The sequence below is a fragment of the Tepidibacillus sp. LV47 genome (assembly GCF_048381575.1).
Classification (GTDB): domain Bacteria; phylum Bacillota; class Bacilli; order Tepidibacillales; family Tepidibacillaceae; genus Tepidibacillus.
Map to the genome: position 1 here is coordinate 62,824 of NZ_JBLWIF010000008.1, position 26,617 is coordinate 89,440.

Below are 26,617 nucleotides of genomic sequence, written 5' to 3' on the forward strand. Positions count from 1 at the left end.
CATGATATATAACGAGTTTCGTAACAATTTTGCTTCTATCACTTTGATTTCATTCCATGTTTTCCATAATGTTTCGCAATTTGAACGAGAGACCGGACCATTACACCAGTAGCTCCTTTTGGTGTCGTTGGTGATTCTTTGGATGTATAAGCTGTGCCAGCAATATCTAAATGAATCCAAGGTGTATCTTCTGCAAAAGCAGCAAGAAATAATGCAGCGGTAATACTGCCAGCATCTCGTCCCCCAGTATTTTTCAAATCAGCAATTTGGCTTTTAATTTGTTCTTTATATTCATCAAAAGTAGGTAATTGCCAAATTTTTTCCCCTGCTTTTTTGGCTGCTTTCTGGAAATCGTCAAGGAAGCTCGAATCGTTCGTAAATGCTCCTGTAGTAATTGTACCAAGGGATACAAGAATTGCCCCTGTTAGTGTTGCAATATCAATAATCCTTGTTGCACCTAGTTTTTTCGCGTAAGTGATCCCGTCAGCTAAGATCAGGCGCCCTTCTGCATCCGTATTTAAAACCTCCACCGTTTTCCCGCTCATCGTACGGATGACATCCCCAGGTTTATATGCTTTGCCAGAAGGCATATTCTCGCAAGAAGGAATAACGGCAACAATGTTGACTTTTGGTCGTAATCTACCGATTGCTTCCATTGCCCCAAGAACAGCTGCTCCTCCTGCCATATCTGTTTTCATTTCATCCATATTGGCTGAAGGTTTGAGTGAAATCCCACCTGAATCAAAGGTAATCCCTTTGCCAACAAACCCTAAAACATCATCCCACTGTTCTTTACCACGATATTTGATCATGATCATTTTCGGCGGTTGATCACTTCCTTGGGACACTGCCAAAAGTCCGCCCATTTCTAAACGCTCTAACTCTTCTTTCCCGAGTACTTCATATTCCATACCATAGCGACGGGCGATCTCAACCGCTTTTTCTGCCATCTTTGCTGGTGTCATCAGATTTCCAGGAGTATTCACAAGATCCCTTGCAAGATTGGTTCCCAGTCCATAAGCAGTACCACACTCAATTCCATATACTAATTCGTCTGATACATGATCTGCCATTAATTGAATCAATTCAACTTGAAATTGTTCTTCTTTTTTTGAACCATACCCTTCAAAATGATATGAAGCTAAGAGAGCTCCTTCAGCAAATGAATGGGTAACATGGTGTTCATGAATATGGGTATGATGAATGCCAAAGGGTACGGAAGCGATTTGTTTGGCTTTTACCTTGATTCCTTGTTTTACTGCAATAGCAGCTACTTCCCTTACCTTATCTTGATCAAATCGATCGTAATTGCCAAGACCAATAACGAGAACTTTGGGAGCAGGAATTTTGCCAAATGTATGGATAAGAACTGTTTCTTTTTCCTTTCCTGTGATATCCCCTTGTTGAATCAATTCGGAAATGGCACCGTCAAGAAGTTGATCTAATTCTGCTAATTTACCCTGTGGTTTTTTTTCATCGAAATAATGACCGAATACAAGTAAATCTGCTTTTATCTTCGCAACATCTAAATTCGTAAATTCGATTTTCATTGTGGCACCTCCAAATTCCTCTCATTACTTAAAGTTATTCCTTATTTAAATGTAATTGAATTTTGGGAAAATCGATCTTTTTTACTTCTTCAATGGAAATCCTTCTTTCATTAGGCAAAACGGATAATGCCTTTTCAATAAATTCGATGACAGGTTCTAAATCAAGATCCCAATATTCTGGACGATAAGGTTGTAAATATTGGTAAGCAGATTGAAAAAGGGCTCGAGAACCGTAAATATTTCCGTTTTCAAAATGGTAAATTGCAACAGCCACTTGTAATAATCCTTGCAAATACTTGTTTTGCCGATCTGTTAGCCATATTTCCTCAAGCAGGTCATGGCATTCGTAATATTCCCCTTCATTAAATTTCTCAAAAAACAAATAATATTCTTCAGGATATTTTCTTCCCATATGGTCACCCTCTCCATCCAAGGAATACTTTTATCATAGCAAAAAGCCCCATTTATTTCACGATTTCAACTCCGTTGTCCGTGTTTATTCAATGAAAGCCGTAAGGTTAGGAGTAGCGTTAGAACATACAAGCCATGCTTACTTATACGTTAAAAAAGGCAAGAACGCCTTCGTTCTTGCCTGAGTTTGTTTATTTTATCGCATTAACTGGTTCTGCACGATTATATTCCTTCATTACCTCTTCTGTTAACATGCCATCTCCCTTTTTTATCAGATAAACATCCACTTCCCTTTTTCCCCATTTTTGGTATACATCTTTCACCGTCTCAAAATAAAGATCGATTTTATTTCCTTTGATTGCTGCCCCTTTATCTGCAACAACCCCATAACCATAATCTGGAATATAAAGGACGGTTCCAATAGGGAAAACACTTAAATCAGCGGCGATTGTAGAGTAATGATCCCTTGTAACGCGAACTCCTGAATAAGTGATTCCGTATTGAGGGTGGGATTTATCCTTTCCTGTTGATTCTTTTCCAGCCGTATAGCCAGTTGCTATAACCCGAATTTTTTGGTACTTTGTAAGGTCTAAGGCTTGTTGGTCTTCTACTTTTTCTTGTAGACTTTTTGCCTTGATGAGTTCTTTTTGTTCCTTATCGTTTAACAATTTGCCTAGTAAGGTATATTGCTGATCTTCAAGATTTGGTTCAATGATAAATCCCATCAAATTGATGGATAATACAACCAGCAAAAAAAGCAAGGAAAATTTAGCTGGTTGTTTATTTTTGGTAAACATGAAATAACCTCCTCTCTAAGGTTCATCTTTTCCGACAACAAAATTTTTATACCTACTTAGAGAGGATTTTTAGTGAAATTCTTTTACACTACTGGCTTAGTGGCAATGTTGTAAAATCCTTAACCTTTGTTTAAAATGAGAGTAAGTTCTAATAAAAAGGAGGAAAATCTAATGCAACCCAATCAATACATCAATTTTATTTTTTTTAAAGTGGACCCTGCTTTTCGTAGATTAAGTATAGAAGAGCAGAAAAGAAGAAAAGATGAATTTCAACAAGTTGTAAAAAAATATATGAACCATTCTGATCTCATGCTTTTATATTATTCCCTTGTTGGGCTTCGAGCTGACGTTGATTTTATGTTTTGGCGAATTGGAAAGTACTTAGAAATTTTTCAGGAAATGACAACGAAATTATTACATACCGGCCTTGGACAATACTTAACCATTCCTTATTCTTATCTATCCATGGCAAAAAGAAGTATGTATGTTGATAAAATAGCTCCTGAACATCAAAATTCCCGCGCATTTATAGTACCTGGGCAATATAAATATCTCTTTATTTATCCATTTGTGAAAACAAGGGATTGGTACCATTTAACCTTCGCAACAAGACAAGGAATGATGGATGAACATATTCAAATCGGGAACAAGTATCCCTCAGTCAAACTAAATACGACTTATTCGTTTGGAATTGATGATCAAGAATTTGTTGTGGCATTTGAGACTGATGAACCAAAAGATTTTCTCGATCTCGTTCAGGAATTAAGAGAAACGGAAGCAAGTCGATATACCTTACGAGATACTCCGATGTATACCTGTATTCGTAAAAACAATATTGATGAACTACTCGACACACTCTAACAACAAAAAGTCCCAAAAAACTTGGGACTTCCTTCATTTATATCCATTTATATCTTCTCTTGCAAACTTTGTTTCTTTTCTTCTACACCCAATCCATCGCATGCGGGACAAGTTTCCGTTCCACCAACCATTACATCATGATAACCCTGACCATCACATAGTCCACATACATGTTCTGTTTCTTGCACCATCTTCTATACCCCTTTCTCTTCCTTATTTCTATAATATATCAATCGTTCAGAAAATTATTAATATTTTCTTCGTACGTGACCTTTCATACAATTATTCTTTTTTTAATATCACTGTTTACCCTTCGATTTATGCCCATTTCTTAATAAACAAAAAAGCCGAAGAATCTCGGCTTTGAATGTATCAAACCAAAGATCAAATTATCTTAAAAATTTTCCTTTTTTAAAGATTAGCGGCAAGCCACCAATGGAATATAAATATCGATTATCAATCAGTTGCTTCATCAATGAAGCCGTCATTCCTTTTATTTTCCATTTTCCCACTTTTCCAATCGCTTCTCTACGACCTAAAGAAGCAACGGTTCCAAGATATTGAAATTTAAATGGTGTTTTCTTTATTTCACCATTGCGAATAAGAGAGACAATCTGTTTAGCTACATATTCACCTTCTTGAACAGCGATTTGCGCAGTTGGGGGATAGGGTTTTCCGTTTTCATCAAATACAATGGAACTGTCGCCGATAATAAATACATCTTTATACCCAGGTGCTCTTAAATAAAAATCCACCTTTGCTCGTGAACGGATCGTCTCAATTCCAAGAGTATCAATCAGTTGATTACCACGTACTCCACCAGTCCATACTACGGTGGCTGATTTGATTTCTTCCCCATTTTCTAAAATGACTCCTTCAGCCGTCACTTCCTTAATCGGTGTATTGATGTGAAATTCAACACCTTTACTTTTTAAAACTTCTACAGCATGTTCAACAAGTTGTTCGTCAAATCCAGGTAATACACTAGGAGCAGCTTCAATATTGAAGATACGAACCACTTTTGGATCAACATCAAATTCTTTACAAAGTTCTGGTACTCGGTCTGCCAATTCGCCAACAAACTCAATTCCTGTAAAGCCTGCTCCACCCACAATAAAGGTTAAATATTCAGGGCGATTCGGTTCTGTTTTGTATTTAGCAAACATATATTCAATATGTTCGCGAATTAAACGGACGGAATTAACACTACGAATGACAAAAGCATGCTCTTTTAAACCTTTGATACCAAAGGTTTCTATGTCACTTCCTAAGGCAATGACCAATACGTCATAAACTAATATCTGTCCATCTTTTAATTTGACACTTTTATTTTCAAGAGATATTTTGACTACTTCTTGTTGAATTCGATTAATTTTTTCGCGGTCAATTAAATCATCTAATTCTATTTTCACTCTATCTGTAGGTAATGTTCCTGCAGCTGGAGCATGCAAATGAGTGGTAATATAGTGATAACTGTGCTTATTTACGATTGTGATTTCTGCTTCATTGTAATCTAATTCTTTTTGTAGTTGCAGTGCAGTCATCAACCCACCATATCCTGCTCCCAAAATTAAAACCTTCACATTCTCACTCCCTATTTTTTAACAATATCTTTCCCTTTCAAAACAACTTTCACTAAAAAAACAAAAATTTTTTGTTATAATATAAAGAAAAAAGACATACTATGATAAGTTCATTAACAACATAACAACGTTGTTAATAATTTATACTTATCATACCATGTCTTAACAAGAAATAGAATACTTCAAAATCATAAGATATTCGCAAAATTATAATGTATCAATCATGGTCTTTCCGCCTAATACCAAATCTGCAAGCTTCATTCCGTCTAATACGGCAGCCATTGTATCACGTAGTTTTTCCCAGACAATTTTCGTTGAACAATCTTCACTTTTTTCACAACAACTTTTCTTATTATCTTCCATACAATCAACGATATTTACAGTTCCTTCTAATACGCGAACAATATCGCCGACAACAATTTTATCAGGAGAATCAGCTAAACGAAATCCTCCTTTAGGACCACGGACACTTCTTACTAATCCTGCTTTTCGTAAATCAACAAAGATCTGTTCTAAAAAAGCCTCAGGGATTTTCTCGTCTTTGGCAATTTGCTTTAATGGAATCGGTTGATTATTTTTTGGTTTCGCTAAATAGACCATAGCTCGAAGCCCATAATGGCCACGGGATGAAAGCTTCATCTGGTCTCCCCCTTAGCAATTACACTTTTTTTCTTTACAATAAAAAGAATTTTGGTATTTTTATTGTATTAATGCTCCATTATTATGTCAAATATAGCGAATTGCGTTTTTTTTACTATTTTTCTGAATTTGTCTCTTTAAAATCATTCTTCTTCAGTTTATAATGAACATGGGACATGTGAAAAAATATGCAAAGGTGGGAGGCAGTAACATGGTACATGATGAAAAGGTTTATGACATTACCATCATCGGTGGCGGTCCAACAGGATTATTTGCTACTTTCTATGCTGGTATGCGAGGAGCGAGTGTAAAGTTAATTGAGGCAATGCCGCAACTTGGCGGACAACTTGCTGCATTGTATCCAGAGAAATACATTTACGATGTAGCTGGTTTTCCAAAAGTTCTTGCGAGCGAATTAGTAAAACGCGTTGAAGAACAAGCAATGCAATTTAATCCAACTGTTTGTCTCAATGAAAAAGTAGAAAACGTCGAGAAAAATAGCGATGGAATTTTCGTTTTAACAACGACAAAAGGGACTCATTTATCTAGAGCGATTATTATTACAGCTGGTATTGGTGCTTTTGAACCTCGTAAACTGGATGTTGAAGGTGCAGAAAAATACGAAAATACCAACTTGCATTATTTTGTAAGTGATTTGGAAGTATTTAGAGATCGTCGTGTTCTTGTCTTCGGTGGTGGAGATTCTGCTGTTGATTGGGCATTAATGTTAGAAAATATTGCGAAAGAAGTAACAATTATTCATCGCCGTGATAAATTCCGCGCTCATGAACACAGTGTTGAAAAATTATACGCATCAAAAGTGAATGTGATAGTACCCCGTGTCATTAAGAAACTAGAAGGCGATGAAAAGATTGAACGAGTCACCATTGTCAATCCGAAAGGAAACGAAGAGGAAGTTCTAGAAATCGATGATTTGATCGTTAATTTTGGTTTTGTTTCTTCCCTTGGTCCTATTGAAAATTGGGGACTTGAAATTAAAAACGGAGGTATTGTCGTTGATTCGACAATGAAGACCAATATTGATGGCATTTATGCTGCTGGAGATATCGCCACATATGAAGGAAAAATCAAGTTAATTGCTGCTGGTTTTGGTGAGGCTCCTACTGCTGTCAATAATGCAAAACACTATATTAACCCTGAAGAACGGATTCAACCAGTTCATAAACATTAATAACGAATTATTTGTTTATTCTAATGCAAACCACTCCAGATGGGGTGGTTTTTTTATTTCATTTTTCTGTATAAATTTTCCCTTTACTCCTCAAAATAAAATTATCAATACTCTTCAAGAATAAGAGGTGTACATGTTGAAAGGAATCTTGTATTGGACCTATATCCTCCTTATCATTATTGCAACCTTTTTCTTGCCAATCGCCATTCTTATAGGAAACCCTCCACTGGGTCGAGTCGATGCCATCATTGGTGCAATATTATCTTTTATTCTTATGGCTAGCTATACTTCTTATACCTTTCAATTAGAGCGTACAAATTAGGTGAAGAAAAATGGGATATCTTTGTCCGGTTTGTAATTCCTTAACGATACTTGAGGCCTCTTGTCCAGAATGCAATCATTTATTGGATGATCATGGACGACTCGATGATATTTGGGAACCTTATGCACCCTATCGTGCATATGAGGATATGAAGTTAACGAATGGGTATCCCGATGATTTTCAACATCATCTTTGTATCCATATTGCCTCTTGTCCTCATTGTAAACGTGATTTCTATATACCCGTTCAAGAACAGTTTTTCTCATAAGGGGCGAGTGACTTATCATTCGCTTTTTTTTTTGTAAGATTAAGGCATTTTCCTTTTTTAACAACTCATTATGAATTCGATCTAATCGATGACTTAATTCTAAAACTAGAGGATGTTGAAATCCCAATACTTTACCCTTTTCTTCCATTTCTTTTCTTACCTTTTCAAATTCCTTTATCAAATCTCGTTTCATTTACATATACCCATCTAATTTCCTTCCATTCATTATTTACTGATTACCATAAGCTTACAATATTTCAGTTTAAAAATCAAACATTTGTTCTCGAAACATTTGTTCTTATCATTTCTCAAGAATGCCCTGCTTGTTCAATTTCGAAGAAAGATGTTTTATAATAAAAAGAGCATTGTGAATCTTTTTTTCTTTTTAGGGAAATATAAATAATTTTGGGAGTGAACAGAATGCCCATTATCACAAAAAGTGACCTCTACGATATCCAATTAAAGGTAGAAAACGGGGAACGGTTAACGTTTGAAGACGGAGTACGTTTATTAAAATCGAATGATCTATTTGCAATTGGGCAAATGGCTGATTTTGTCAGAAAACGTAAAAATGGAGATTATGTCTCTTTTATAGTGAATACCCATCTGAACTATACCAATGTTTGTTACTTGGGATGTAAGCTATGTGCTTTTGGACTTAAGCCTGATCATCCAAATGCCTATACCTTATCATTAGAAAAAATCGAAGAAAAAGTGAAAGGTTTATCAGCGAAAGGCTTTTCGGAAATACATATTGTCGGCGGAGTCAATCCAAAACTCCCCTTTGAATATTACGAGCAAATGATTCAACTGATCAAAAAACATAATCCAAATATACATGTCCAAGCCTTTACTGCCGTAGAAATTGATTATATTGCCAAAGTAGCCAACCTTTCAGTAGAAGAAACGATTACACGTTTACGCGCTGCTGGATTAGGATCGATTCTCGGTGGTGGAGCAGAGATTTTTGATCCAGAAATCCGCGCCATTATCTCTGGACATAAGACCAATGCTGACCGTTGGTTTCAGATCCACGAAATTACACATCGACTTGGAATGAAATCAAATGCTTCCATCATCTATGGACATATTGAAAAACCTGAACATATCATCGATCATCTAATCCGTTTACGCGAGTTACAGGACAAAACCAATGGTTTTAACGCCTTTTTTGGCTTTGCTTTCCATCCTGATAATACGCCATTAGCAAAGGAGTACCAACTTGAAGGAGAAACGACGGGAATTTATGATCTAAAAATGCTAGCCGTTGCCAGATTAATGCTTGATAACTTCCCCCATATTCGCGCTTTATGGATGGCGATCGGGCAGAAACTAGCACAAGTTGCCCTCCATTTTGGTGTAGATGATCTAGATGGAACGGTGATGGAAGAAGAAATCATTCATGCAGCAGGTTCTGATTCTGTTTATTTTGTACCGAAAAAGTCCTTTATTAGGATGATTAAAAATGCAGGTCGAATTCCCGTCGAGAGGGATACCTTATATAACGTGATTAGAATTTATGAGTAGGTTCGACCGAAAATGATGATAAATACGGGGAGGAAGAAGGATGAGTTTATTAACCGTAAGTGATCCAACATTAGCACCCATCGTTGAAAAAGTGAGAAATGGGGAACGTTTAACCCTTGAGGATGGATTGAAGCTATACGAATCACCTGATTTGCTTACCATCGGCCAATTAGCCAATGAAGTCAACCAAAAGAAAAATGGGGATTACGTCTACTTTACGCAAAATATGTATATCAATCCCACCAATGTCTGTGAAGCTCATTGTAAGTTTTGCGGGTTCCGTCGCGATCCTGGCCAAGATGGAGCCTATACCATGAGTATGGATGACCTTTTGCAATATGTTGAGAAGCGTTTTAACCCCAATATCCGTGAGTTTCATATTACCGGTGGCCACAATCATACGGTTGGTTTTGATTACTATGTGGATATCGTAAAGACTCTAAAAAAACACTATCCTCAGGTAACGATTAAAGCCTATACGGCAGCTGAAATTGTCTTTTTTGCGGAAAAAACAGGGAAATCCATTGAAGAAATCCTTCAAATCTTAATTGACGCTGGACTTCAAACCATGCCCGGTGGTGGTGCAGAGATTCTCTCGGAACGTTATCGCCTCTTGATGAGTCCAGAAAAAGCAACCACTCAACAATGGTTAGACGTACATGAAACCGCCCATCGCTTAGGTCTAAAAACCCATGCAACTATGCTTTATGGTTCTATCGAAACCTATGAAGAACGTCTAATGCATATGATTCATATTCGCGAATTGCAAGATAAGACCAATGGATTCTATGTCTTTATTCCCCTTGCCGTCCAACCGAAAAAAGCGACAGCATCGATTAAAATGAGAACCTCTGCCTTCGATGATCTAAAGACCATCGCAATTAGTCGCTTAATGCTGGATAATGTTGATCATATCAAGGCATACTTTATCAATATTGGAACTCAATTAACTCAGTTAGCCTTAACCTTTGGCGCTTCCGATGTTCACGGTACCCTTGTGGAAGAACGAATTAGTCATGCTGCTGGTGCTCTAACCCAAGCAGGACTAACCAAGGATGAACTCATTTGGTTAATCCAAGGTGCCAATAAAATTCCAGTAGAAAGAGACACCTTCTACAACAAGATTAAGGTATATGAATAAGATCGGAGAGAACGAGAATATGGAAGACTATTCGTATCAGTATTCGGAGCAAAATTTTTGGGACAAAATAAAGAAGTTTTCTAAAAAAGCTGGATGCGAAGTCATTTATGCTGTCTTATTACTGTTCTATGCATTACAAAATCCTTCTCTTCCTATTTGGGCGAGAACAGTGATTATTGGGGCCATTGGCTACTTTATTAGCCCAATCGATGCCATACCTGATATTACACCCGTAGGATTTACTGATGATTTAGGTACGATTGTGGCCGCGTTAGGAACTGTTGCTCTATACATTAATGCAGATACAAAAGAAAAAGCACGCACTCGCTTACAAGATTGGTTTAACGACGGCTGTACCGAGGGAATCTCCAAGGTGGAGCAAAAATTAACGAAGTAAACAAAAGAAACACTCCTCTTCCACCTAGGATAAGGAGTGTTTTCCCCCAAAAGGAAACATCATAGCTAAAATAGAATAAGAAAAACCAACGATTGGTGAAATAATGAAAGAAAACGAAAGATAACCTTCTTTTCCTTGAAAACGACACAATTGACTATTTGAACAATACTTCATCCGACAAGGTCTCCGTTCGGGATTTTGGGGAGGTACTCCTTTTTTTTGTATCTTTATACCCTTACGTGTTAAAGTTTTTTAAATATGAAATTGATTCAAGTTTAAATGTTTACATAGAAAAAAAAACAATGCACATATTCAGCATTGGGTTCTAGTTCAGTCGTACTATTCCTCTTTCAATATCTCATCCCACAAATCTGCAAATGAGTCTTTTTCCTTTAGTTTTTCTTCTATATTTAACAATAATTCCTCAGGACTATCAGCATCTACGAATTCTCCTTCGACTAAGGCAAAAGGACGTAATAGACATTGACTACAATGTCCTAAGCAACCATATTCCATGACTTCAATATCAGGATCTTCTTCTAGTTTTTCTTTTACTTGCTCAGTTCCCCAAGAATAATTGCTTCGACAAAATTCAATTAAAGGTTTCATTTCATTTTCTCATCCTTTGGTTTGATTCCTAGTTGGTCTAGTTTTTTAAAAATCTTTTTCAGATTTGGGTTTCCTTCTGTAACGATTTCATCCTCAATCACAACAACAGGATACCATAAATCTTCAGAGATGATTCTTCTAGCAAATGCCTTTTCTTCTTCATTCCTTGGCTTTTGAAAATCGATATACCTTACTTTTAGTTGATTCCCATATTTGCGATCAAATAAGGATTGTAACCAAGAGGCCGTCTCTTCACTTGAAGGAGCATTGATACAACTTGCACAAATGATTCCTGTTCCATAAACAAGAACTTCAAGTTTTCCTTCTTCTGTTTTTCGCATAAAAATCCCTCATTTTAGCAAATCTTTAATTTAAACGTATAATAATTTTCTAAGAATGAAAAGAAGTGAAGTTTTTCTAAGTTTAGTATTAACTCCCTAGTGTTCTTTCCATGCACATGATACAATATATAGATCTTACTTGGGAAACTGCAGATAAAGAAAAAAGCACCTAACTGATTTAGATGCCTAAAGTTTCTTTTATCTTTATCCTATTATAACTGAAATAATACCTCTGGATTAACCATATGCTTTGGGCGGTTTCCTAATAATGCGTCCCTTAACCCTTCTGCAGCCATCATCGCCATTTTCTTCCTTGTTGCAATACTTGCACTGCCAATATGAGGTAACGCCACTACATTATCTAATTGTAATAAGGGATGGTCTTTGGGGATAGGCTCTTGTTGAAACACATCAAGTCCTGCCGCCCAGATTTTCTTATTTAGGAGTGCCTGATACAGAGCTTCTTCATCGACGGTTGCTCCCCTTGATGCATTTATCAAGATACTTGTTGGCTTCATTAAGTCTAATTCCCGTTCTCCGATTAAATTCCTTGTCTCAGGAGTTAAGGGGGTAAGCAATACCACAAAATCTGATTCTTTTAATAAGTCATCAAAAGAACGATATTCTGCACCGAGACGCTCTTCAACTTCAGGTCTGCGATTCCGATTATGATAAAGGATCTTCATATCAAAACCTGTCGCTCTTTTGGCTAAAGCCTCACCAATTCGACCCATTCCAATAATTCCTATAGTTGCACCATAAACATCTTGTCCTGCCATCAGCATTGGACTCCAGCTCGTCCATTTCCCTGCAAGTAAATATCGGTTTGCTTCGGTGATTCTTCTTGCTGTTGCCATTAATAAGGCAAAGGTTAAATCAGCAGTCGTGTCACTTAATACACCTGGGGTATGAGTTAAGATAATTCCCCTTTTTGTCAAGCAGGAAACATCAATATTATCATACCCGACCGCCATAATGGATACAGCCTTGAGATTAGAAGCATGATCTAAAACTTCTTGATCGATTTTTTCGGAGACCATCACATATAAGCCATCGATATCTTTAACTTCATCAAGGAGAACTTCTCTTGGAACTGGACGGTCTTCTTCCCAAATTTTGACGACAAAATCGTTCTCTAACAATTGAATCGCTTCTTCTGGTATTTTTCTTGTGATAAAAATTTTTGCTTTATCCATTTTCTCTCCCCCTCATTTGTTTCAATCATTTCTCTTTATTGTATTGAATGTTTTGAAATTGTTTAGAAATGGGATGAATAATATCAAGTCCACCACTGACACTGATGCAACTTCCAGTGATAAAATCTGATTTTTCTTTGGTTAAAAATAAAACGACTCGTGCTACATCTTCCCCTGTTCCCGGTCTTTCTCGTAAAGATTCTTTATCTTTCATCCCTAAAACTTCATCAATCTGCTTTTCTTTATTCTCACCAATAATGTCGCTTGGGCATATCATATTTACAGTAATTCCAAATGGTGCTTCTTCAACAGCTAATGTTTTACAAAAAGAGACTAATCCAACCTTTGCAGCAGCATAGGCAGATCGATCTGGCCAAGCGGGAGCTTCAACTGCTCGATGGAACCCAAAATAGATGATTCTACCAAAGCGCTGTTTTCTCATCAGTGGTAAAACAAATTTGGTGGTGATCATCGCACTTAAAAGATTCCCATTTATCATTGTTAAGACCTCAGACATCTCCATTTCATAAAATGTCTTACGCTTGCGGATAAATGGCCCGACACTATGAACAAAAACATCAATTCGTCCGTAGGTTTGCTCAATTTGTTCAAACATTTTCTTCATATCGCCATACTGTGTTACATCCCCTTGAATAGCGAATGCTTGCTGTCCAATTTGCTCAATTTGTTTGACCACTTGTATTGCCGCTTCTTGATCTTGGTGATAATTAATGATAATATCAAAGCCATCTTCTGCAAGATGTAAAGCGCTGCTTTTCCCTAAACCTTTTGAACCGCCTGTGATCAATGCAACTTTTCTTTGTTCCATTTCATCACCTATTTAAGCTTTTTTGATCCAGTATACAAACTAGAGAATCATAATACAATGTCAGAAAAACTTGAAAGTGTGGAATAATATAAAAAACTGACTTCTTTGAAGGAGGAATAGAAACGATGAAAGAACACTTTGTTCGGATCTCTGATGAATTACTTCATCAACATACATTGAAATTATTAGCTGAAAGAAATGTAACCATTCGTGATATTGCTGAGCTTGTCTATTTTCTTCAATCGAAATACTTTCCAAATATTACAATGGAAGAATGTGAAACCAATGTAAATAAAGTACTGGAAAAACGTGAAGTTCAGAATGCGGTGATTACAGGTATTGAATTAGATCGACTGGCAGAAAAAAAATTACTAGATTCCCCACTGCAAGAAATCATTTTTCAAGATGAAGGTCTGTATGGGATTGATGAAATCATTGCTTTATCGATCATCAATGTTTACGGAAGCATTGGTTTTACGAACTATGGATATATTGATAGAATGAAACCAGGTATCTTAGAAAGATTGAACTCCCATGAGGGAGGTACGGTGAATACCTTCTTAGATGATATTGTTGGGGCGATTGCAGCCGCAGCTTCAAGTCGAATTGCCCATAGCAAAACAAGGTAAGAAAAACAAATAACATAATAAGGTTAGGAATAGCGTAAGAACATACAAGCCATTTCAAATGAAAAGGTAGGGAATACCCTACCTTGATTTAATCTTTTTGCTTTTTGTGAATCAGATATGAGCAGACCCGATCTCCACGCCCCATACACTGTAGATTTTCTACATGAACACCTAACAGATTTTCAAATAACTTTCTTTCCCCTTCACAAGCCTCAAGATTTTTTTTGGCGATCTCTGCGATCGGACAATTCAGTTCTTTGATGAGAAATCCTTCTTCATTGCTTTCTAATTCTGCCATATATCCCTTATCATTTTGAATATCTAATAAAGAATGTACTTTTTCTTCTAAAGTCTCCCCTGTAAGCAACGGAAGATATCTTGCTCTTAACATTTCTTCTCGCCGATCAAAAATTTCTTTTACTTTCTCTTTACCATCTAAGTAAACAACCACATCCAAAAGATCTAAAGCCAATTGTCGATAAGCCTTGGGAAATTGGTCTTCCGCTCTATCTGTTAATGAATAGATGTGTGTCGGCCTCCCCATCGATTGGCGCACTAATGCAGATTTAATCATTCCATCTCGTTCTAACGTATTTAGATGGCGTCTAACCCCCATCTCCGTAATTCCCAATTCCTTTGCAATTTCACTTACGGTTAAAGAACCGTTCGTTTTTAACATAACTAGGATTTCTTCTTTTGTTGATAAGTGCTCTTTCGACAAATTCTCACCCGCCCTTCTATCTAAGTTCAGCGCTATAATTGTAACCGATTTTGCTTTATAAGTAAATTAACTAAATATAAAAGTTTAAAAACACATCTTTCCAAATTCATAACTCTTGTTTCAGATACGAACGTACATGTTGTTCAAAATGATAAACTGTTGAAAAAGAGTTCGTTAACTGCTTATACAACAATTCAGGATCATTCTCTGTATAATCATGAACAAGAAGCTTCCGATAAGCGACAAACTCTTTAAGTATTTCTGCATCTTGATCAGGTAGTACTCTCTCATCTCGTAATATTTCGATAATATCGGTATAACTTCCTGGATCGCGCATGATAAATCCATCGATTAAATAATTTCCTACATCGACAATAGATTCAATTGCAATATGTACTGCCCGTTCAGCAGCTAAAACGACAATACTATCTTGGATAAATTCCTCAAAACTCAAAATCGTTAAAGGTTTAACGATCTCTAAAACATTCTTCATATAATCTAAGATTTTGTCTATCCTTTTCGTATTTACATTATACATGTCATACACCTCTTTAAATTCTTTACTCTCAATTTAGTATCCGTTTTCACGTAAGTAATTATAGCACAAAAATCTCTTTTACATTTTCCCCCCTTTATTTTTCTCTTTTTTGCTAGAATAAAAGAGTGGGTTGATGATATAAAAAAAGTTTTAGGGGGATAGAAATGGAAGATTTAAAACTCATTCATGAAAAAGGGTTTCAACCAGAAATGAAAGACTTTTATCTAAACGAATGGCCTTCAGCAAATGAGGAAGTATTTGGGTTTCGGGATCAATCCAATTGGAAAATGGAAGAACACATTTTAACTGCAAGAATTGGCGGCGAGATCGTCGGCATCGCACAATTTCGTATCATTGGCGGGGTTGGTTATTTAAGTACATTGTTAGTCAAAGAAGAGTATCGTGGAAAAGGCTTCGTTGGCCAGCCTTTACTTAAACAATTTGAAACGATCGCCAAAGAAAAACAATGTCACAAACTTGGATTAAAAGCATATAAGAATAGTCGTGCAGCCAATTTCTTTGCCAAGCATGGATACCAAGAAGAAGGAATTTTGAAAAACGACATTCATGGAATTGATTGGGTCTTTATGGCAAAGTTTCTATAATTCTTTTTCAACTTTAAAAATTTCCCATTGCATGTTGTAACCATATGGATGGAGAACATATCTACGCTTTTCTCCATTATTTTTCTCAATTATCACATGACACTCTTGCAAATCTTTTTTCATAAAAACGATTGGGCGCCCGTCTCCTTCTTCCACACAAGCTCGTTCAATTTCCATCATCTTGCTTATAAATTGTTCAAGATCAGCTTGATCCTTTATTGGGATATTTTTTGAAACTCGCCATTGTTTCAACATCGTCTGCCAAATATCGAGAATAAATCCGTTTTCTTTTGTTTCTTTGATGAAAGGTTGAATTTGCTCAAGAATCATAAAAAACCCTCCACTGTTTATATTGCCGAAAAGTTGATGTATAATAATAACAATATATAGCAAAGGAATCTTTATTTGAAGAATGTATAACAGAAGGAGAATGATGATTCCTTATGAACAATATAATTACCCTTTTTGAAGATGAAGAAACATCCAGGATTAAATATATTAGTTTTATCGGCGAATCAAACACTCGTTTTGATCTAGCGATCATTCAAACCGAACGTTTTTTCGGCAAACAACTCGTCATCAATATACAATCAGGAATAACGGCAATCATTGGACAAGATGATTTAGAAGAACCCGGCTTTTTAAAAGAGACATTTCATTTAAATGAAAAAGAAGCAAAAGAGTTATATCAATATCTTATCCAAGTCATATGAAAACGCCCTTTTTTAAGAGCGTTTTTTTGTTAAGGCAATGATCCCAACAAGGCTGAGAATCACTCCACCAATTTTCGATACCAAAGTATGAAAAAAGCTCCTGAAACAGATTCTAAGAAAGGAAACTTTTTTTGGGTGAAAACTTCCGAAAAGTTTAAAAAAAGAGGTGAAAAATGAAAATATGGATCAATCCAAAAACGATGGTGTGAAATTAGAAAATAATATTCTAAAACGCACTCGAAAATTTTCTGATGTGGGAACAGTCGAATCGCAAAGGGATAATTTAGTTCCTGAAGAGTTCCCAGAGGGACCATATGGCTCTCCCATTAACCATTCCTTGACAAAAGATACTCCCTATTTAGAAAGTCAACGGGCAACCTCCGCCTTTACTTATGAAAATAAACAATTTCATGAAGGAATTAAAAGACAAGATCCAAACGCTCATCCCACTCATGATAACCCAGATGAGAATATAGAAAAATGAGCCGTTTTTTCGGCTCATTTCCTGCGATTCCCTTGATTTCCTTCATGTGAATTTACTTTTTTGATGACAAAGTAAGCGCAACCAAAATTACAATATTCATATAGATATTCATCTAACGAATCGATTTTCATCTCACGAGAAACTTTTGGCCGCTTTTCAGAATAAAATCCTTTTAATCTTAATTGATTAAATCCCCAATCTCCTACAATATAATCATATTTATCAAGAATTTCGCTATATCTCTCACGAAAGGATTCTGGATTCCAGCCATTTTTATGATTTACGACTAATTCATACGTATTTCCAAACATGTGTATCATAGAACATATCGACTCCTATGAAAGCTTTTTTGATTATTTTAGCACAACTATCCCTTTGCTTTCATCTATTTTTTAATGTAGTTTGAACATTGACAAGAGATACCAATTATGATTAAAATAACTTTGTAAATATAAAACTATAAAAAAAGGGGTAATGGGTATGGAATTTAAAAACAGTAAAACATTTCAAAATTTAAAAACCGCATTTGCAGGTGAATCACAAGCAAACCGTCGTTATTTATACTTTGCAAAAAAAGCAGATATTGAAGGTCTAGCTGATGTTTCTTCTTCATTCCAACGCATTGCAGACGGGGAAACTTCTCACGCTTTTGGTCACTTTGATATGATTTTAAAACATGGGGGCGCAGACCCAGTTACTGATTTACCAGTTGGTAATACAGAAGATAATTTAAAATCTGCTATTGCTGGTGAAGAATACGAATTTAGTGAAATGTATCCTGGTTTTGCAAAAGTTGCACGTGAAGAAGGTTATGATGATATCGCTGAGTGGTTTGAAGTAATGGCAAAATCCGAAAAAGCTCATGCGAATACATTTAAGAAAATTTTAGAGCGTTTAAATGATTAATCTTTTTTCATGAACTACAAATTTCGATGAAAAAAGGACTAGGTTTACAGCCTAGTCCATTCTTTCAATTTCGTGTATGATAAACATAAAAAGGAAAGGTGTGAATGGTTTATGAAATTAACAAAAGCCGATTTAATTCCTTATCAAGAATACCAAAAACTTCACGAAAAATTTTTAAAAGAAGTGATCCAAGAGAAAAAAGTATTGCGTGTAAACATCAGTGACAAAATGTCAGGATTATTTGAAACAAAATTAACCGTTTTCTATCAAATCCAAGAAATGATTCGAGCTGAACAAATTACCAATGATACTTACATTAATGAAATGTTAGAAGTATATAATGACCTTCTCCCTGAAAAAAATGAATTAAGTATGACCCTTTTCATTGAAATTCCCGTCCAAGAAGAATTGCGCGCCTTTAATAAAACGATCGTAGGAATTGAAAACCATGTTCAACTGCTTTTTGATGACACGGTAGTTACCTCCTATGAACCAGATTCAGAAGAAGAGAAAGATGAGAAGTACACCCAATCGGTTCATTACCTCCATTTTCCTTTCACTAATGAGCAAAAAGAACAATTTTTAAACAGCGAACAAGTCCGATTAAAAGTGAACCATCCAAATTATCAAGCGGAAACAGAACTTTCAAAAGAACTCATTCAAAAACTGCAAGAACAATTAGCCAAAAACTAAACTTCTACCAAATTTCCTCCTCAAAACGGTATATGATATAGAAAGAAGGGAGGAAAAAAGATGATCGATCAGATCAAGACGAGATTAAAAAATCGAAAGATCAAGATTATGGGGATTGAATCGATGTCAAAATATGCAGTGCTGATTCCCCTCATTGAAAAAAACGCAGGAGCAACCTCTATTCTCTTTGAAATTCGTTCAAAAAAATTAAGACGTCAACCTGGTGAAATCAGCTTTCCAGGTGGTAAAATTGAATCAACTGATTTACAATATCAGGATGCTGCGATTCGGGAAACCGTTGAAGAACTTGGGATTGATAAAGAAAAAATTCAGATTTTAGCCGAACTCGATACTTATGTTCCGTCTGGACGAACGATTATCTATCCCTTTGTTGCAACGATTCAATCTCCTTTTACTCTATCCCTAAATCAAGACGAAGTAGAATCTGTTTTTACAATACCTCTTGATTTCTTTCTTAAAAATAAACCAGAGATTTATTATCTCAATGTACAAATACAACCAGAAGAAAACTTCCCTTTTCACCATATCCCCAAAGGAAAAAACTACCCATGGCGAAAAGGGAAAATCCCCGAACTCTTTTACTACTATGAAGATAAGGTCATTTGGGGAATGACTGCTTTTATCCTCTATCATTTCATTCAGACGATTCAATATTAAGCATGTTTGCCTATAATAAGTCTCTTGCCTAAAATCACAAGGAGTAAAATCACCACACTTGTTAATACAATCGTTCCCCCTGTTGCTAAATCAAACAAATAAGATAACGTCATCCCGAAGATGACAGATAATAATGAAAAGAGAATGGCATAAGCATACGCTTCTTTAAAACTATTTGCAATCTGTAAACTTGCTGCAACAGGGATTGTCATAAGCGAAGAAACTAAGAGTATCCCTACAATTCTCATCGATAATGAAATGGTAAGGGCAACTAAAACGATAAATAAAGTATTAATAAACCGATGAGGTATTCCGCTTAAACGAGCAGCCTCCTCATCAAACGATAAATAAAATAATTCTTTAAAGAAAAGATAAATAAGGATGAGGATAATCATTCCAACGGCAAAGATTGTTAAAAGGTCCTGTCTTGAGACAGCCATCACACTACCAAATAAATAACTAAATAAGTCTACATTAAACCCATTTGCTAAGCTAATGAATACCACAGCAAGACCAATCCCTGCTGATAACATAATGGGAATCGCTAATTCTTCATAGGATCGGTAAAGTTTTCGTAATTTCTCAATCCCAAGAGCCGCTAAAACGGCAAAAATCATTCCTGAAAATACTGGATAAATCCCACCTAAAATCCCAGCAGCTACCCCTGCTAATGTAACATGGGATAATGTATCCCCGATTAACGAAAGTCTTCGTAAAACAATAAATACCCCAATCGTTGGACTAATAATCGAAATCATTATCCCTGCTAAAAGCGCTCTTTGCATAAAATCATATTGTAACATCTCAAACATCCTTATGATTCCTCCAGATGGTGATGATGGGTAATCAAACTCATTTCCGAACCATATGTTTTTTCTAATACCCTTTGTTGTTGTGCGAATTCTTTTGGCGTCCCATGGAAAAAAAGTTGTTTATTCAAACAAACCAGTTTCGTTACTTTTTCCGTAACCATACCAATATCATGGGAAACCAAAATCAAGGTCATGCCAAGATCATGATTTAATTTCCCCATTAATTGATAAAATTGATGAACAGATTCTGTATCTACCCCAACAGTAGGCTCATCCAGGATTAAAAGTTGCGGTTGACTTACAATTGCCCGAGCAATAAAAACTCTTTGCTGTTGCCCACCAGATAGTTTGGAAATATTTCGCTTTGAAAACTCCTCTAATCCTACTAATCTTAGAGTTTCCTTTACTTTTTCTCGATGAGACTTATGAATTCTACGGAAAAGTCCAATGGATCCATACAAACCTGTCTCTACCACCTCTTCAACTGTAGCTGGAAATCCTCGATTAAAGCTATTTGCTTTTTGCGAAACATACCCGATTTTTTTCCAATCCCGAAACCGTTCAATGGGTTGGCCAAATAGTTTTATTTCTCCTACTGTAGGTTCAAGTAAACCAAGAATGATTTTAAGCAAAGTTGATTTTCCCGATCCATTAGGACCTACTAACCCAAGAAATTCCCCTTCTTCAACGACGAGATTGACATGCTTTAGAACTTGATTGGTACCATACTGAAAGGAAAGGTTTTGAATTTCAATGAGTGGTTTGCCCATTTATTTCACTCCTAAAGCTGTCTTTAATACTTCTAAGTTGTTCTTCATGATCGAAAAATAGTCTTCCCCTTTTTCAATCTCCTCTTTTGTCAAACTTTCGATTGGATTTAAAGTTAAAGCTTTGGCGCCAATTTCATTCATAATCGTTGTTGCATATTTGGATTCTAATAATGGTTCAAAAAGAATATATTTAATTTTCATTTTTTTCGCTTCATTGACAATCTCAGCCAGTTCCTTGGGACTTGGTTCATCTGATGGGGTTAATCCTGCAATTGCAACTTGTTTTAATTGATAGCGATCAGCTAAATACCCAAAAGCAGCATGAGAGACAAAGATCTCCCTTGTCTTCGCTTTCTTTAGCTCATTTTGATAGGTTTGATCCAATTCGATAAAAGATTGTTTCAATTTTTCGTAGTTCTTGGTGTAAACTTCTTGATGACTTGGATCCACTTTTATAAGTCCATCTTTTATTTTTTCTGCTTGAATCATTGCATTCATCGGGTTTAACCATACATGGGGATCAATCCCACCTTTGTGGAAATCTCCTTCTGTATGGTTGTGACTTTCTTCTTCGTTAAGTGTCAATAGGGAAATCCCCTCGGTGGTATTGACAACTTCCATTTTCCCATTATTATTCTCAATCACTTTTTTTACCCACTCATCAAACCCTGTTCCATTATAAACAAATAGATCTGCTTCTTGCAGTTTGGCGATTTGTTTTGGTGTTGGTTCAAAATCATGAGGTTCTGTTCCAGGGGGAATCATATTCGTCACTTCAACATAATCCCCACCAATTTTCTTAGCGAAATCGGCTAAAACGTAAAAGCTGGTAAACACTTGTACTTTATTCACGTTCTTTTGCTTTTGAGAATCACTATATACCCCACAACCTGCAGATACAATCAGGGTTAAAATAAGTATCCATGAAAGAAGACCTTGTTTTTTCATTTACCCACACCCTTTCTAAATCGTAACCATTCTTATTTATATAGATTATTATATTGATTTTTTTGTTTTTGTAAATCGGAATGATTACGATTTATATTTATCAAACTCTTTCAAAGTTTAAAAAGATTGGAAGAAACCAAATGTATCGTTATACTAGAAGTTAGAAATTAAATGTTAGAAGTTCGTAACATTGAAAGGAGGGTCGTCGTGAATCTTATTGAAAAAGAACAACAGCTTATTCATCAATTAAAACAAATGAAACGTGTTCTGATCGCCCTTTCTGGAGGTGTGGACAGTACCTATCTTGCCAAAATGGCTTACATCGCTTTAGGAGAAAATGCGATTGCTGTTACCATTGAAAACGAATTTATACCAAAAAGAGAAGTTGAGGAAGCTTATGTATTAGCAAAAAAAATCGGCATTCCTCATAAGCAGGTTTATCTGGATGCCTTATCAAATGAAAATATTTCAGCCAATCCTGCAGATCGCTGCTTTTTTTGCAAAACTCATCTCTTTACCCATCTTATGCAAATTGCGAAAAATTTAAACATCGAGACGATTATTGATGGTTCCAATCTTGATGATATGCAAGACTACCGTCCAGGCCTAAAGGCTCTATACACTCTTGGCATTCGCAGTCCTTTAAAAGAAATAGGATTTAGTAAAAAAGAGATACGTGAACGATCAAAAGCACATGATCTGCCAACTTGGGATAAACCCTCTTTTTCCTGTTTAGCTTCACGGATACCGTATAACGAAAGGATTACACGTGAAAAATTACAGCAAATTGATCATGCTGAACAATTCCTCTTTGAACTTGGACTAAAACAATTTCGAGTTCGTCATCATGGAGTGGTTGCTCGGATTGAAGTGCTACCTGAAGATTTTCCACGTATTCTTGCCAACTACCAAACCATTGTAGAAAAACTAAAAGCACTTGGATTTCAATATGTTACCCTTGATTTAGAAGGATACCGTACCGGAAGCCTGAATCGACAACTCATAGGGATTAAGGAGTAAAGCGAAAGTATATGAATACAAAAAATCTTTTAACAAGAATACTACAAGAAGTTCAACAAGGAACCTTATCGGTTGAAGAAGCTTCTCAAAAACTGAAATCCTATGAAGAATTAGGTTTTGCTAGACCTGATCTTCATCGAGCAAAACGTGTGGGGTTTCCTGAAGTGATTTATGGCGAAGGCAAAACCGCAGAACAAGTAGTGATGATTTTTGAACGTTTAGTCACCCATCATAATGTTGTTCTTGCAACTAGAGTGACAGAAGAGATAGGCAAAGCCGTTCTTTCTAAATTCCCTTCTGCAGAATATAACAAAAGGGCAAGAACGATTCTTTGGAAAAAAGGTTTGCAACCCGAACATCCTGGATATATTGCTATTGTATGTGCTGGTACATCCGACCTTCCTGTTGCAGAAGAGGCTGCTGTTACAGTAAGAGCGATGGGAAACAAAGTGGAATTGATTTGTGATGTGGGTGTTGCAGGCATACACCGACTTTTTGATCAGATCGATTTAATTCGGAACGCAAACGTGATTGTCGTTGTTGCCGGGATGGAGGGAGCTTTACCAAGTGTCGTTGCAGGTTTGGTTGCAAAACCAGTGATTGCCGTACCAACAAGTGTTGGATACGGGGCAAACTTTGGGGGTCTATCTGCTTTACTTGGAATGTTAAATTCTTGTTCAAATGGAATTTCCGTTGTCAATATTGATAATGGTTTTGGTGCTGGTTATCAAGCAGGATTAATCAATAAAGTGATGGATCCTAATCACAAAGGAGAATAAGACCAATGAAAATAGTATATTTTGATTGTTTTTCTGGAATTAGCGGGGATATGACATTAGCTGCATTGATTGATGCAGGAGCTAACCGTAACTATATTGAAAACGAATTAAGAAAACTACCCATTGAACCATTTAAAATTGAATACAGGAAGGTTGTAAAAAAAGGAGTGACAGGACTTAAATTGGATGTGCTTGTTGAACCAAGTACAAAAATCGTACATCATCGTCATTTTGTTGATATTATCCAAATGATAGATCAGTCTGAACTTTCTGAAAGAGTGAAATTAAGGGCAAAAAAAATTTTTGAAACCATTGGTCTTGCTGAAGCAAAAGTTCATAATGTTCCTCTAGACCAAGTTCACTTTCATGAAGTAGGTTCAATCGATTCCATTGTCGATATTATTGGCGTAAGTCTTGCAATAGAGGATTTAGAGATTGAGCAAATTTATACCTCTCCTATTCCCCTTGGCATTGGACAAATTAAAATTGACCATGGCATCTATCCAATACCCACACCAGCGACATTGGAGATTCTAAAAGGAATTCCTATTCGCTCATCACAAGTTCCTTTTGAAATGACAACACCAACAGGTGCTGGGATTGTTGCGGCATTGGGAACTGACTTTCACGGTTATCCATCTATGATTGTACAAACCATTGGCTATGGTGCAGGAGCAAAAGATTTTGATGATCGGCCCAATGTCCTTCGAGCAGTCATTGGTACAATCAATGAACTATATTTAACAGAACCTCAATTTTCGATCCAACACGAACATGAGCACCATCACCATAACCATCAACATGATCATCATAATCCATTGACATCACCATAAAAGTAACAGATGGATTTATAAAGGTCTGTAGTTTTCCAAAAGTCGTCGCTTTTGCTAACTACAGACCTTTGGCATTTTAGAGATTAATCGAGTAGCTGTTGTTGTTCTTTTACCCACTGATATCCTTTTTCCTTTGCCTGATCATAAACCCATTTTAAAGGAACTTGGTTTTCTTTTGCTAAGGCCACACATTTCTCATATTCAGGAGCGACTTGAACTACTTTTCCTTGACGTTTTCCGATTTTTACCGTGCATTCTCCCCACTTCGTTTCCACCTTGATAAATTCTCTTTCCAAGCGATAAACCGTATATGGCGTGTATCGGATACCTAGTGTCGTTGTTTCTTGAAATAGAAAATCGATTACCTTTTCCCGCATTTTATTCGAACAAAGGACATTTAGAACTTGTCCAGGGCGGTTCTTCTTCATGATAACTGGTTGAATATATACATCATTTACCCCTAAAGCGAATAATCCCTCCATAATATAACCATAAAACTCAGGATTCATATCATCGATTGTAACCTCGATTTTGATCATCTGGTCATCAATATGTTCAGAAGAATGATTTTTCACGTTCTCACCTTTCCCCTATTCTTCATCTCAAAACCATATTACCATTTTCCACCATACATAGAAAAGAGAACATCTTCTTAAACTACATAAGGAATCGGTAACAATGTTTTATTTTGGAGAGATGAAGATGGCTAAACGGTTTTACACAAAACTATTTCTAATATTGATAACCATGAGTCTAATTCTACCAATTCCACGAATCGATGCAAAAGAAACAGAAGCAAATCAGAATCAAGAACGAATGCGTCTATTTAAAAATATGGAAAATCTTTATCAGATTCCCTGGTATTATATTGCAGCGATTAACCAATACGAAAAAAATATCCAGCCTGTTCGCCAGGATTTACCTATTAAAAAGGGTCTTATCTCTATCTATTTTGGTAAAAGCCAATGGGCTGGATTTTTAAACCCCAATCCTGATGATCAAAACCCTGGAACCATTCGTTTCTTTCACGGCATTGGCGTAGACGGAAATGGAGATGGCAAGGCCGATCGGGATAATGATGTTGATGCACTCGTAACCTTTCTAACTCTGTTATCTCGTTTCGGGACTACGGAAGAACAATTAAAATTATGGTTAACCCAATATTACCATAGTGAACAGACCGCCAAGATTATTATAGAAATTGCCAAGATTTATCGACATTTCAATACCTTAGACGTAACGGATCGAGTTTTCCCTATACCAAAATGGAATAATTACTCCTATCGAAGTACCTGGGGGGATCGACGAGGTTGGGGAGGTCTAAGGATACATGAAGGCACAGATATCTTTGCTTCCTATGGAACTCCCGTAAGAAGTGTATCTTATGGTTATGTGGAAATACTTGGATGGAATAAATACGGGGGCTGGCGTGTAGGGATACGTGACGTCAACAATATCTATTATTACTACGCCCATTTAACAGGTTTTAAAAAAGGTCTCAAAGAAGGAGATATTGTCAAACCAGGGGATATCATCGGTTATGTGGGGAGTTCTGGTTATGGACCAAAAGGAACTCAAGGAAAGTTTCCTCCTCATCTTCACTTTGGCATGTACAAATATAATGGACGCACAGAATGGGCTTTTGACCCTACTCCTTATCTAAGGGCTTGGGAACGAAAAATGAAAACAAAAAAATAAAAATGGCTTGTATATTCTAACGCAGATCTTATAGAATCATACAAGCCAGTGATATGAAGATGTGGGTTTGTATATTCCATAAGCAGCGAGCGACTTTTAGGAATATACAAACCTATTTTTTATGCAC

At 36.3% G+C, this 26,617-nt stretch carries 36 protein-coding genes; 17 read left to right on the top strand and 19 right to left on the bottom strand.

The genetic code is table 11. The annotated features are described in order from the left end of the window. Positions 1–38: 38 nt before the first annotated feature. The 3 genes from ACMW72_RS09705 to ACMW72_RS09715 form a co-directional block, all read right to left on the bottom strand. Positions 39–1,550: a leucyl aminopeptidase gene (locus tag ACMW72_RS09705; protein WP_418368635.1), complete on the bottom strand. Its 1,512-nt coding sequence runs from the start codon at positions 1,548–1,550 to the stop codon at positions 39–41. 34 nt (positions 1,551–1,584) lie between these two features. Beyond that, complete coding sequence (locus ACMW72_RS09710; RefSeq protein ID WP_418368636.1) at positions 1,585–1,962, bottom strand: DUF309 domain-containing protein; 378 nt, start codon at positions 1,960–1,962, stop codon at positions 1,585–1,587. Between the two features lie 190 nt (positions 1,963–2,152). Further along, positions 2,153–2,758: a 3D domain-containing protein gene (locus ACMW72_RS09715; protein ID WP_418368637.1), complete on the bottom strand. Its 606-nt coding sequence runs from the start codon at positions 2,756–2,758 to the stop codon at positions 2,153–2,155. 171 nt (positions 2,759–2,929) lie between these two features. Between ACMW72_RS09715 and ACMW72_RS09720 the strand changes: the two genes are divergently transcribed. Continuing rightward, positions 2,930–3,619 carry a chlorite dismutase family protein gene (locus tag ACMW72_RS09720; protein WP_418368638.1) on the top strand — a complete coding sequence of 230 codons (690 nt, stop codon included), beginning with the start codon at positions 2,930–2,932 and terminating at the stop codon, positions 3,617–3,619. Positions 3,620–3,666: 47 nt separating this feature from the next. Here ACMW72_RS09720 and ACMW72_RS09725 read toward each other — a convergent pair whose 3' ends face one another. From ACMW72_RS09725 to ACMW72_RS09735, 3 genes are all read right to left on the bottom strand, one after another. Then, positions 3,667–3,810, bottom strand: coding sequence for a YuiA family protein (locus ACMW72_RS09725; protein WP_418368639.1), 144 nt, complete (start codon positions 3,808–3,810; stop codon positions 3,667–3,669). A 198-nt stretch (positions 3,811–4,008) separates the two neighbouring features. Then, complete coding sequence (locus tag ACMW72_RS09730) at positions 4,009–5,202, bottom strand: NAD(P)/FAD-dependent oxidoreductase (RefSeq protein ID WP_418368640.1); 1,194 nt, start codon at positions 5,200–5,202, stop codon at positions 4,009–4,011. A gap of 207 nt (positions 5,203–5,409) precedes the next feature. Beyond that, positions 5,410–5,841, bottom strand: a complete 432-nt coding sequence (locus ACMW72_RS09735; protein ID WP_418368641.1) for an RrF2 family transcriptional regulator — start codon at positions 5,839–5,841, stop codon at positions 5,410–5,412. 211 nt (positions 5,842–6,052) lie between these two features. Here ACMW72_RS09735 and ACMW72_RS09740 point away from each other — a divergent pair, with 211 nt between their 5' ends. Next, positions 6,053–7,033, top strand: a complete 981-nt coding sequence (locus ACMW72_RS09740) for an NAD(P)/FAD-dependent oxidoreductase (protein ID WP_418368642.1) — start codon at positions 6,053–6,055, stop codon at positions 7,031–7,033. 136 nt (positions 7,034–7,169) lie between these two features. Next, positions 7,170–7,355, top strand: a complete 186-nt coding sequence (locus tag ACMW72_RS09745) for a hypothetical protein (RefSeq protein WP_418368643.1) — start codon at positions 7,170–7,172, stop codon at positions 7,353–7,355. Here the strand turns inward: ACMW72_RS09745 and ACMW72_RS09750 are convergent. After that, positions 7,352–7,816: a Spo0E family sporulation regulatory protein-aspartic acid phosphatase gene (locus ACMW72_RS09750; RefSeq protein WP_418368644.1), complete on the bottom strand. Its 465-nt coding sequence runs from the start codon at positions 7,814–7,816 to the stop codon at positions 7,352–7,354. The two genes, ACMW72_RS09745 and ACMW72_RS09750, sit on opposite strands and share 4 nt — an antisense overlap. A gap of 227 nt (positions 7,817–8,043) precedes the next feature. Between ACMW72_RS09750 and mqnE (ACMW72_RS09755) the strand changes: the two genes are divergently transcribed. From mqnE (ACMW72_RS09755) to ACMW72_RS09765, 3 genes are read left to right on the top strand one after another with little or no spacing between them, the layout of a single operon-like run. Continuing rightward, positions 8,044–9,150 carry an aminofutalosine synthase MqnE gene (gene mqnE, locus ACMW72_RS09755; protein WP_418368645.1) on the top strand — a complete coding sequence of 369 codons (1,107 nt, stop codon included), beginning with the start codon at positions 8,044–8,046 and terminating at the stop codon, positions 9,148–9,150. A 40-nt stretch (positions 9,151–9,190) separates the two neighbouring features. Beyond that, entirely contained in the window at positions 9,191–10,291 is a 1,101-nt protein-coding gene (mqnE, locus tag ACMW72_RS09760; protein ID WP_418368646.1) for an aminofutalosine synthase MqnE, read from the top strand. Positions 10,292–10,310: 19 nt separating this feature from the next. Beyond that, positions 10,311–10,688, top strand: coding sequence for a YkvA family protein (locus tag ACMW72_RS09765; protein ID WP_418368647.1), 378 nt, complete (start codon positions 10,311–10,313; stop codon positions 10,686–10,688). Between the two features lie 339 nt (positions 10,689–11,027). Here the strand turns inward: ACMW72_RS09765 and ACMW72_RS09770 are convergent, their stop codons facing one another. The 4 genes from ACMW72_RS09770 to ACMW72_RS09785 form a co-directional block, all read right to left on the bottom strand. Continuing rightward, positions 11,028–11,297: a DUF1450 domain-containing protein gene (locus ACMW72_RS09770; protein WP_418368648.1), complete on the bottom strand. Its 270-nt coding sequence runs from the start codon at positions 11,295–11,297 to the stop codon at positions 11,028–11,030. After that, positions 11,294–11,638 carry a DUF1462 family protein gene (locus tag ACMW72_RS09775; RefSeq protein ID WP_418368649.1) on the bottom strand — a complete coding sequence of 115 codons (345 nt, stop codon included), beginning with the start codon at positions 11,636–11,638 and terminating at the stop codon, positions 11,294–11,296. The genes ACMW72_RS09770 and ACMW72_RS09775 overlap by 4 nt, the downstream gene beginning before the upstream one ends. Positions 11,639–11,850: 212 nt before the next feature. Continuing rightward, positions 11,851–12,834 carry a 2-hydroxyacid dehydrogenase gene (locus ACMW72_RS09780; protein ID WP_418368650.1) on the bottom strand — a complete coding sequence of 328 codons (984 nt, stop codon included), beginning with the start codon at positions 12,832–12,834 and terminating at the stop codon, positions 11,851–11,853. Between the two features lie 25 nt (positions 12,835–12,859). Then, on the bottom strand, positions 12,860–13,663 hold the full coding sequence (locus ACMW72_RS09785) for an SDR family oxidoreductase (RefSeq protein ID WP_418368651.1): 804 nt from the start codon (positions 13,661–13,663) through the stop codon (positions 12,860–12,862). 125 nt (positions 13,664–13,788) lie between these two features. On the opposite strand from ACMW72_RS09785, the gene ACMW72_RS09790 reads away from it, so the two are divergent. Continuing rightward, positions 13,789–14,292 (top strand): phosphatidylglycerophosphatase A, encoded by a 504-nt coding sequence (locus tag ACMW72_RS09790; protein ID WP_418368652.1) that lies wholly within the window; start codon positions 13,789–13,791, stop codon positions 14,290–14,292. A gap of 88 nt (positions 14,293–14,380) precedes the next feature. On the opposite strand, the gene ACMW72_RS09795 is transcribed toward ACMW72_RS09790, so the two are convergent. Beyond that, a complete protein-coding gene (locus ACMW72_RS09795) occupies positions 14,381–15,013 on the bottom strand; it encodes a helix-turn-helix transcriptional regulator (RefSeq protein WP_418368653.1) in 633 nt (210 codons plus the stop codon). A 106-nt stretch (positions 15,014–15,119) separates the two neighbouring features. Beyond that, entirely contained in the window at positions 15,120–15,551 is a 432-nt protein-coding gene (gene hepT, locus ACMW72_RS09800) for a type VII toxin-antitoxin system HepT family RNase toxin (protein ID WP_418368654.1), read from the bottom strand. Positions 15,552–15,715: 164 nt separating this feature from the next. On the opposite strand from hepT, the gene ACMW72_RS09805 reads away from it, so the two are divergent. After that, the gene (locus ACMW72_RS09805) at positions 15,716–16,156 is read left to right on the top strand and encodes a GNAT family N-acetyltransferase (RefSeq protein WP_418368655.1); all 441 of its coding nucleotides are present in this window, start codon (positions 15,716–15,718) and stop codon (positions 16,154–16,156) included. Here the strand turns inward: ACMW72_RS09805 and ACMW72_RS09810 are convergent. After that, on the bottom strand, positions 16,151–16,486 hold the full coding sequence (locus ACMW72_RS09810; RefSeq protein ID WP_418368656.1) for a hypothetical protein: 336 nt from the start codon (positions 16,484–16,486) through the stop codon (positions 16,151–16,153). The two genes, ACMW72_RS09805 and ACMW72_RS09810, sit on opposite strands and share 6 nt — an antisense overlap. 113 nt (positions 16,487–16,599) lie before the next feature. Between ACMW72_RS09810 and ACMW72_RS09815 the strand changes: the two genes are divergently transcribed. Both ACMW72_RS09815 and ACMW72_RS09820 read left to right on the top strand, forming a co-directional pair. Then, positions 16,600–16,869 carry a DUF3055 domain-containing protein gene (locus ACMW72_RS09815; protein ID WP_418368657.1) on the top strand — a complete coding sequence of 90 codons (270 nt, stop codon included), beginning with the start codon at positions 16,600–16,602 and terminating at the stop codon, positions 16,867–16,869. Between the two features lie 181 nt (positions 16,870–17,050). Next, the gene (locus ACMW72_RS09820) at positions 17,051–17,353 is read left to right on the top strand and encodes a hypothetical protein (RefSeq protein WP_418368658.1); all 303 of its coding nucleotides are present in this window, start codon (positions 17,051–17,053) and stop codon (positions 17,351–17,353) included. Positions 17,354–17,367: 14 nt separating this feature from the next. Here the strand turns inward: ACMW72_RS09820 and ACMW72_RS09825 are convergent, their stop codons facing one another. Then, positions 17,368–17,673: a YutD family protein gene (locus ACMW72_RS09825; RefSeq protein WP_418368659.1), complete on the bottom strand. Its 306-nt coding sequence runs from the start codon at positions 17,671–17,673 to the stop codon at positions 17,368–17,370. 160 nt (positions 17,674–17,833) lie between these two features. On the opposite strand from ACMW72_RS09825, the gene ACMW72_RS09830 reads away from it, so the two are divergent. The 3 genes from ACMW72_RS09830 (at position 17,834) to ACMW72_RS09840 (ending at position 19,630) form a co-directional block, all read left to right on the top strand. Next, positions 17,834–18,259 (top strand): rubrerythrin family protein, encoded by a 426-nt coding sequence (locus ACMW72_RS09830; protein WP_418368660.1) that lies wholly within the window; start codon positions 17,834–17,836, stop codon positions 18,257–18,259. Between the two features lie 111 nt (positions 18,260–18,370). Further along, entirely contained in the window at positions 18,371–18,952 is a 582-nt protein-coding gene (locus ACMW72_RS09835) for a DUF3501 family protein (protein WP_418368661.1), read from the top strand. A 60-nt stretch (positions 18,953–19,012) separates the two neighbouring features. After that, a complete protein-coding gene (locus ACMW72_RS09840) occupies positions 19,013–19,630 on the top strand; it encodes an NUDIX hydrolase (RefSeq protein ID WP_418368662.1) in 618 nt (205 codons plus the stop codon). Here the strand turns inward: ACMW72_RS09840 and ACMW72_RS09845 are convergent. Genes ACMW72_RS09845 through ACMW72_RS09855 form a run of 3 tightly spaced genes read right to left on the bottom strand, consistent with a single transcriptional unit; the run spans position 19,627 to position 22,160 of the window. Beyond that, positions 19,627–20,442 (bottom strand): metal ABC transporter permease, encoded by an 816-nt coding sequence (locus ACMW72_RS09845; protein ID WP_418368663.1) that lies wholly within the window; start codon positions 20,440–20,442, stop codon positions 19,627–19,629. The genes ACMW72_RS09840 and ACMW72_RS09845 overlap by 4 nt on opposite strands. 2 nt (positions 20,443–20,444) lie before the next feature. Then, positions 20,445–21,212 carry a metal ABC transporter ATP-binding protein gene (locus ACMW72_RS09850; protein ID WP_418368664.1) on the bottom strand — a complete coding sequence of 256 codons (768 nt, stop codon included), beginning with the start codon at positions 21,210–21,212 and terminating at the stop codon, positions 20,445–20,447. Further along, positions 21,213–22,160 carry a metal ABC transporter substrate-binding protein gene (locus tag ACMW72_RS09855; RefSeq protein ID WP_418368665.1) on the bottom strand — a complete coding sequence of 316 codons (948 nt, stop codon included), beginning with the start codon at positions 22,158–22,160 and terminating at the stop codon, positions 21,213–21,215. A gap of 207 nt (positions 22,161–22,367) precedes the next feature. Between ACMW72_RS09855 and larE the strand changes: the two genes are divergently transcribed. From larE to ACMW72_RS09870, 3 genes are read left to right on the top strand one after another with little or no spacing between them, the layout of a single operon-like run. Next, on the top strand, positions 22,368–23,180 hold the full coding sequence (larE, locus tag ACMW72_RS09860) for an ATP-dependent sacrificial sulfur transferase LarE (protein WP_418368666.1): 813 nt from the start codon (positions 22,368–22,370) through the stop codon (positions 23,178–23,180). Between the two features lie 11 nt (positions 23,181–23,191). Continuing rightward, on the top strand, positions 23,192–23,959 hold the full coding sequence (larB, locus tag ACMW72_RS09865) for a nickel pincer cofactor biosynthesis protein LarB (RefSeq protein WP_418368667.1): 768 nt from the start codon (positions 23,192–23,194) through the stop codon (positions 23,957–23,959). A 5-nt stretch (positions 23,960–23,964) separates the two neighbouring features. Beyond that, positions 23,965–24,792 carry a LarC family nickel insertion protein gene (locus ACMW72_RS09870; protein WP_418368668.1) on the top strand — a complete coding sequence of 276 codons (828 nt, stop codon included), beginning with the start codon at positions 23,965–23,967 and terminating at the stop codon, positions 24,790–24,792. Between the two features lie 83 nt (positions 24,793–24,875). Here ACMW72_RS09870 and larC read toward each other — a convergent pair whose 3' ends face one another. Further along, positions 24,876–25,367, bottom strand: a complete 492-nt coding sequence (gene larC / locus ACMW72_RS09875; RefSeq protein ID WP_418368669.1) for a nickel insertion protein — start codon at positions 25,365–25,367, stop codon at positions 24,876–24,878. Positions 25,368–25,494: 127 nt separating this feature from the next. Here larC and ACMW72_RS09880 point away from each other — a divergent pair, with 127 nt between their 5' ends. Continuing rightward, complete coding sequence (locus tag ACMW72_RS09880; protein ID WP_418368670.1) at positions 25,495–26,490, top strand: M23 family metallopeptidase; 996 nt, start codon at positions 25,495–25,497, stop codon at positions 26,488–26,490. Positions 26,491–26,617: the final 127 nt, after the last annotated feature.